7 protein-coding genes are annotated in these 7061 nt (G+C 58.2%); 5 read left to right on the plus strand and 2 right to left on the minus strand.

The annotated features are described in order from the left end of the window. The first annotated feature begins 23 nt into the window (after positions 1-23). A complete protein-coding gene (locus ACGLWX_RS14215; RefSeq protein WP_396240625.1) occupies positions 24-488 on the plus strand; it encodes a TerB family tellurite resistance protein in 465 nt (154 codons plus the stop codon). Next, positions 481-1074: an exopolysaccharide biosynthesis protein gene (locus ACGLWX_RS14220; RefSeq protein ID WP_396240627.1), complete on the plus strand. Its 594-nt coding sequence runs from the start codon at positions 481-483 to the stop codon at positions 1072-1074. Before ACGLWX_RS14215 ends, ACGLWX_RS14220 begins: the two co-directional genes overlap by 8 nt. 9 nt (positions 1075-1083) lie before the next feature. On the opposite strand, the gene ACGLWX_RS14225 is transcribed toward ACGLWX_RS14220, so the two are convergent. Beyond that, positions 1084-2094 carry a serine hydrolase domain-containing protein gene (locus ACGLWX_RS14225; protein WP_396240629.1) on the minus strand — a complete coding sequence of 337 codons (1011 nt, stop codon included), beginning with the start codon at positions 2092-2094 and terminating at the stop codon, positions 1084-1086. A 325-nt stretch (positions 2095-2419) separates the two neighbouring features. Next, a complete protein-coding gene (locus ACGLWX_RS14230) occupies positions 2420-2731 on the minus strand; it encodes a hypothetical protein (RefSeq protein ID WP_252106162.1) in 312 nt (103 codons plus the stop codon). A 341-nt stretch (positions 2732-3072) separates the two neighbouring features. Between ACGLWX_RS14230 and fliD (ACGLWX_RS14235) the strand changes: the two genes are divergently transcribed. From fliD (ACGLWX_RS14235) to ACGLWX_RS14245, 3 genes are all read left to right on the plus strand, one after another. After that, positions 3073-4428, plus strand: a complete 1356-nt coding sequence (gene fliD / locus ACGLWX_RS14235) for a flagellar filament capping protein FliD (protein ID WP_396240631.1) — start codon at positions 3073-3075, stop codon at positions 4426-4428. 152 nt (positions 4429-4580) lie between these two features. Continuing rightward, positions 4581-5960, plus strand: a complete 1380-nt coding sequence (gene fliD / locus ACGLWX_RS14240) for a flagellar filament capping protein FliD (RefSeq protein WP_252106164.1) — start codon at positions 4581-4583, stop codon at positions 5958-5960. A 221-nt stretch (positions 5961-6181) separates the two neighbouring features. Beyond that, complete coding sequence (locus tag ACGLWX_RS14245; RefSeq protein WP_252106165.1) at positions 6182-7024, plus strand: flagellin; 843 nt, start codon at positions 6182-6184, stop codon at positions 7022-7024. The last annotated feature ends 37 nt before the right edge of the window (positions 7025-7061 follow it).

Here is a 7061-nt window from a genome sequence, read left to right on the forward strand (position 1 = left end):
GCAAGCGCTTAAAGGAGACCGCCATGCTGGAGGCAATTCGAGACTTCTTCCACGACGCGCTGGCCGAGCCGGAGCGGCGCGAGAATCATCACCTGACGCTGGAGCTCGCCACGGCGGCGCTTCTGTGCGAGATCGTGCGCGCCGACTACGAGCAAGCTCCGGAGGAGCAAGCGGCGCTCAAGCATATGCTGATGACGCGCTATCGATTGAACGAGGCGCAGGTGAGTGAGCTAATGGCGCTGGCCGAGGCCCAGGTCAATGAGGCGGTCGATCACTATCAGTTCGTCAGTCTTGTCAAGGAGCACTACGACTACGCCCAGCGTTTCGAGCTGGTGGCGCTGATGTGGCAGCTTGCCTGGGCGGACGGCAGCGTCGACCCGCTCGAGGAGCACCGCATTCGCCGGCTGGCGGATCTTCTGTACGTCAGCCACAGCGATTTCATTCGCGCCAAACTCCAGGCCGAGGAGCGCTGGCGCCCGCATGAATAACGAAAACGATGCCTCCAGCCTGACCGAGCTTTTGGACGCGCTGGATCAAATGGAAAACGAGAAGAGCCGCGTTAGCGTCGAGGATATCGTCGACGCCGTGGGGCGGCGCTCCTTCGGGCCGATGCTGCTGGTAGCGGGGCTGATCGTGCTGGCGCCGGTGGTCGGCGATATCCCCGGCGTGCCCACCCTGATGGCGGCGCTGGTGTTGTTGACCTCGAGCCAGCTGCTGCTCGGGCGCCGGTCTTTTTGGCTGCCGCGCTGGCTCTTGAACCGCTCGGTGTCGCGCAAGGGGTTCGACAAGGCGCTCAAGTGGATGCGCAAGCCCGGGCGCTGGGTCGACGGGCTAATTGGCGTGCGGCTGGCGTGGATGAGCGGCTATCTGGGCATGCGCGCAACGGCGCTGGCCTGCGTGCTGATCGCAATCGCCATGCCGCCGATGGAGTTCGTTCCCTTTTCCGCCAACGGCGCCGGCCTGGCGCTGACGCTGTTCGGGCTGGGGCTGGTCGCCCGCGACGGGCTGGTACTGGCGCTGGGCTTTCTGATCACCGGCGCCACCTTCACCGCGATTCTCGTTTATCTGCTTTAAGCCGGCGGCTCACTCGTCGTAAATCAGCATAGTCAACACCAGCCGGTTTAACTGCTGCTGAAACTGCCCGCCGGGAGAAGGCGGGTTGGGGTTGGAGGTGATCACCACCGTCATCGCGCGCTCGGGAATCACGAACAGCGCCTGGCCGCCATAGCCGCGCCCGTAGTAGACCGGCGTATCGCCGAAGGTGGTCACGAACCAGCCGAGCCCGTAGCCATCCCCCGTCCAGGGCGACCGGCCCCGCGGCGTCCAGGAATTCTCCACGTAGCCTTCCGGCAGTATCCGTTCGCCATCGACCACGCCGTCCAAACGGTAAAGCTCGCCGATCTCGACCAGCGCCCGCGGCGAAAGCTGCATGTCGTTGCCGCCGAAGTAAACACCCTGCGGATCCTGCAGCCAGCGGGGAAGCATGATGTGAAGCGGCTCGGCCAGCAGGCGCTGGGCAAGCTCATAGGTGGATTCACCGCTCGAGTAGGTAAGCGCGGCGGAGACCAGGTGGCTGGAGCCGGTGGAGTAGAGCATTCGACCGCCGGGTTCGTCCACGAAGGGGCGAGAAAGGGCGTTTTCCACCCAGTTGGCGCTTGCCACCCAGCCGCTGTAGTTCTCGCCGGAGGTGCGCTCGAGCCCCGCCTGCATGGCCAGCAGGTTCTCGAGGGTAATGTCGTTGACGCGCGGATCCAGCCCCGTCGGCACGCGGCTACCCAGTAGTTCGACCAGCGGCTGGTCGAGCGAGTCAATTACCCCATCGTTAATCGCCGCCCCGGTAATGGCCGCCAGCACCGTTTTGGAAAGCGACTTCACGTTGACCGGCGTGCTCGTCCCCGGCCCGCCCTGGTGAAATTCATGCACCAGATTCCCGTCCACCGCCACCACGACCGTATGTAGACGGTCGAGCGCGCCGGCCTGCTCATCGAGGGCTCGAAAAGCTGCCGAGGAGGGCGTTTGGGCCAGCGCGCCGCCATTTAAGAGCGCTAGCCCCAACACGACCATCAACGCCTGAGGGAACAGTCGCACGCGCATAGGCTTTCCTTTTTCAGTGCCAGCGAGGCTTTCAAAAAGCGTAGAGCGTGCGCGCGCCAGACGCACGTAAATTACGCAAAGCGCCCAAAAGCCTGCTAGGATGAGGATGTTGCCTCGATGGGTAAGCAACCCTTTGATTTTCCTAAAACGCAAAAAAGCAAGGAGCGCCGCAATGCGTAACATCATCTATATCGTGGGTCTGGTCGTCGTCGTGCTGTTCATTCTTTCGATGCTTGGCCTTCGTTAATCAACGCGCTGTGCCAAACACAAACGCCCGCAAATGCGGGCGTTTTTGCGTTCAAAAGCCGAATGGCGGCGTCTTAAATCAGGCGCAGTCCGCCGCTCCCTGACCGAACATATCGAACATGATGTCCCGCCCGAGCGCCGTTAGCACGAAGCGCCCTTCACCGTTGGTGGTACCCGCCGCGCCCGCTTCGAGCGTCCGACGACACGCCGACCAGCCGGCATCCTGATCCTCAAGCGCTGCCACCTCGCGCCGAGCCAACCCGCAGCCAGGCAGCGTCACGGTTTCAAGCACATGGCCGTTGACGTACAAAAGTTCCGCCAGTGTGAATAGGCACTGACGCAGCCGAGACGCGTCAACAGGGGCGGCGGGGGTATCACCTTCGCAGGGCATTCAATGCTCCATCGATTAACGAACAACGTTTCCATAGTGTAATGGAGTTAGCGCATTTAGACCAAGGTCTAAGTTATTGGCGTGTTCAACGCTTGGGTTCGGTACGTATCGCGCTTTGGAGGGCAAGGGCTCGTAGCGCAATAGCGCACTGGGTCATTTCTTTTCAAGCGGCCCGCTTAACCTAAAAAGCGGTAAAGATTACAGAAAATAACCGTTTACTAAGTTAAAAGTGGGATAAAGGCTAAAGACACTGCGCGATTTGCCGATAGTCAATGCATTGACACAGGCAAATTTCAGCTCGCCTAAAGAGCAGGCGATCATATTTAAAGGGGCAGCAATCGATGGCTTCCATATCTTCACTGGGCATTGGCTCGGGGCTCGATCTAAATGGGCTATTGGATCAGCTTCAAACCGCCGAGCGCGCCAAACTCCAGCCCATTGCCGAGCAGGTTCAGTCTGCCAACACCACCGTCTCTGCCTATGGAACACTCAAAAGCGCCGTTTCCACGTTCCAGGATGCCACCCAGGCGTTGAACGATACGGAATCGTTTGAAAGCCTCACGACCAACGTTGAGGGTGACGGTGTCATTGCCATTACCTCCAGCGAAGCACAGGCGGGCCGGTACGACGTAGAGGTCGATCAGTTGGCAACTGCCGGCAGCCTAGTGACAGAACGCTTGGATAGTGCTGACGAAAGCGTTGTCAGCGGTGAGCAAACGCTCAGCTTCGCACTATCTGAAGGAAGCATGTCCGATATCACGATCGCCGATGGCAGTTCGCTTGAAGATATTCGAGACGCCATCAACGACCAGGGTGGTGGTCAGGTGACTGCCTCTATCATCAACGACGGGCAGGGGTATCGGCTTTCGATCATGTCGAGCGAGACCGGCGCCGACGCCAGCATCGAAAGCACTAATTTCTCGAGCATTCTATCGGGTGAGGTGGCTACCTCGGACGTTCAGGTCGTGCAAAGGGGCCAGGACGCGGCGTTCAACGTTAACGGTATCGATATCGTGAGCGCTTCCAATCAGGTCGAAGGCGCCATTCAAGGCATGACGTTGACGCTGACAGAGGCGGGCACGTCGAGCACTATCATGGTCGAACAGGATAACGAAGCGTTGCGTGAGAACGTGGATACCTTCGTGGAAAGCTTCAACACGCTCAAAAGCACCTTGAATACTTTGACCAACTTCGATGTAGAAACGGGGCAGTCGGGAGGCTTGAACGCTGATGCGACCACACGAGCCGTCGAGCGCGAGCTCCGTCAGGCTATTAGCGGTGTGACAGGCGGTGACGGCTTCAACGTACTGTCCGACATCGGCATTTCATTGCAAACCGACGGTACGCTTGAGGTCGATGATGAAAAGCTGGATAACGTCATTGCCACCCAGCCGGATGCGCTGACTGACTTTTTTGCAGGCAGCAGTGAGGGAAGCGGTATGGCAGGGCAGATCAATACCTCCCTCGAGCGCTTGGTGGGAGATGGCGGCCGTCTCGATACGGCGAAAGCCAACTCTGAAAGCCGAGTCGAATCGCTCAAAGAGCGCTACACCCGCACCGAAGAGCGTATCGATCAGACCGTGGCGCGTTACCGTACTCAGTTTCAGGCAATGGACAGCATGGTGGCACAAATGAATCAGACAGGTGCCTATCTCGAACAGCAGTTGGGCATGCTGGCCCAAACCAACCAGAGCTAAGCCGAACTATTAAAGCCCTTAATGCCCGGCCATAGCGCTGGGCATTTTTTTGCGGGTATCTTCTGACGATGCCTAAAGTTCGTTCTCACCCAGCCGATAGACAAGGTAATCAACCCAATCTCTTTGCTACTTATTACTCGAGGATTTAACCCATGGCATCAATCTCCGCGCTTGGTGTAGGTTCCGGGTTGGACTTGAACGGTCTGCTGAATCAGCTTAAGGCCGCAGAGAGTCAAAAGCTTACCCCCGTTTTACAGCAGCAAAGTGCCCAAAAGACAAAAATTTCGGCCTATGGGCGTCTCGAATCGGCGATGGACCGGGTCAATACCTCGGTCAAGGCGCTGAACGACGCATCGACCTTCAAGCAGCAAAAGAGCACGGTAACCGGCAGTGGCGTTTTGGCCACGGCGGGTGAGAAAGCCAACCCCGGGCGTTTTGAAATTAGCGTTTCTCAGTTGGCTCGCGCCGGAAGCGCCGCCTCACAAAGTGTCGCGCTCGACCAGGCCCTTACGACGACAGACACCAAGCTCAAGTTGGATTTCGGTGCGACCTACACCAACGGTGCGTTCGATAGCGGCGCCGCGCCCAAAAGTAGCTACGAAATCGATATCAAGGCGGGCAGCACGCTGGCCGAGGTGCGCGATCAGATCAATGCAGACAAGGAATCGGGCGTTACTGCCTCGCTTGTCAACGACGGCACCGGATATCGCTTGGCGCTCAGCTCGAAGGAAACCGGCCAGGATGCTTCGCTCATAGGGTTTTCCGGTATCGATGGGCTTGCCATGGATACTACGACGGTACGCCCAGGTCAGGACGCTGCGCTCAACGTCAACGGTATCGCGATCACCAGCAAGACCAACCGCGTCGAAGGTGCTATCGAGGGGGTAACGCTTGATGTCACCGCTGTGTCGGAATCCCCCGCCACCCTGGTCATCGAACGAGACAACGACTCCCTGAAAGAGGCCATCAACAACTTCGTTAGCAACTATAACGAAATGAAATCGACCGTAGGGCGCATGACCAAGTTCAACGGGGAAGGCGAGATTTCTGGCGAGCTGATAGGGGACCGTACGGTACGCACTATCGAAAACCGGTTGAGTCGTGACATTAGCGACAGCTTGGCGGGCGGCGATATCACGCGGCTGTCGGAAATCGGAATCTCTATCGATGAGCGCGGGCGCTTGGAGGTCGACGAAGAAAAGCTTGACGCCGCTGTTGCCAACGACCCTGAAGGTCTGTCAGCCTTCTTCGCCGGCGACAGCAAGGAAGCAGGGTTTGCAGGGCGCCTGAGCGCTACATTGACGACCATTACCTCAGAAGACGGCCTCATTAAAAGCTCGGTCACCAGCGCAGAGCAGCGAATCGAGAGTCTCGATAAGCGCAAGGAGCGCATGGAAGCCAGCATCGAGCGCAACGTGGAGCGCTACCGCAAGCAGTTTGCCCAGCTCGATGGCATGATTGCGCAGATGAACTCCATGAGCAGCTACCTTGGCCAGCAGTTCGATATGCTTAGCTCGATGCAGAAACAGTAAACTTTGCTATCTAACCGAGCTAATGCGCTCTCGTCAGTAACCGCAATTTATCCTGTCAACGGGGCCGAAAGGCCCCGTTCGAGTTTTAAGGCCAGGTTTTTATAAAAAAATTGGTTAAACGGGCTAAAGGATCGCTTCGCTACGCCGTTAATTATAACAACGGCGATGCAAGCGCCGATTTACAGGCCTTTCCCGGGCCGCTAAGCACTGAGGATCACTCCATGTCCGTTATCAATACCAACATCACTTCCATGATCGGCCAGAACAACCTGAGCAAGTCTCAGGGCATGCTGGCTCAGGCGCAAGAGCGCTTGTCTTCTGGCCTGCGCATCAACAGCGCTTCCGACGACGCCGCCGGTCAAGCCATCGCCAACAAGATGACCGCTCAAATCAAGGGCATGGACCAGGCAAGCCGTAACGCCAGCGACGGTATCTCCCTTGTTCAGACCATGGAAGGCGGTCTGGATCAGATCAACGACAACCTGCAGCGTATTCGTGAGCTGGCGGTACAGGGCGCCAACGACACCAACACCGCTGACGACCGCGCCGCGATCACCACCGAGATCAACGAGCGTATCGCCGAGATCGACCGTGTAGCGGGCAGCAACAACTTCAACGGCACCAATCTCTTGGCAAGCGGCTCGAGCACGGCGCTCAATATCCAGGTCGGTTCTAACACCAGCGGCAACGACACCATCACTGTCGATACCTTCGATGCGACCAGTAAAAACCTGGGCGTTAGTGGTTCTGCGGCGGCTCTCTCTGGTGCCGGCGCGACTCACGCCAACTTCCAGACTCTGATCGACAATGTCGATACCGCAGTTAAAACGCTCGACACTCAACGGGCCACCTTGGGTGCCACGCTGAACCGCTTTGATTCAGTGATCGATAACCTGGCGACCACGACCACCAACCTGTCTGAAGCCCGCTCACGCATCGAAGACGCCGACTACGCGAAGGAGGTGTCGAACATGACCCGTGCCAACATCCTGCAACAGGCGGGTACGTCCATGCTGGCCCAGGCGAACCAGACTCCGCAGTCTGTGCTTTCCTTGCTGGGTTAATCGCTCGAGCAGTAGTGATAACCAGTGAAGTGAACGA

Source organism: Halomonas sp. HMF6819 (assembly GCF_044335525.1).
Taxonomy (GTDB): Bacteria; Pseudomonadota; Gammaproteobacteria; order Pseudomonadales; family Halomonadaceae; genus Vreelandella.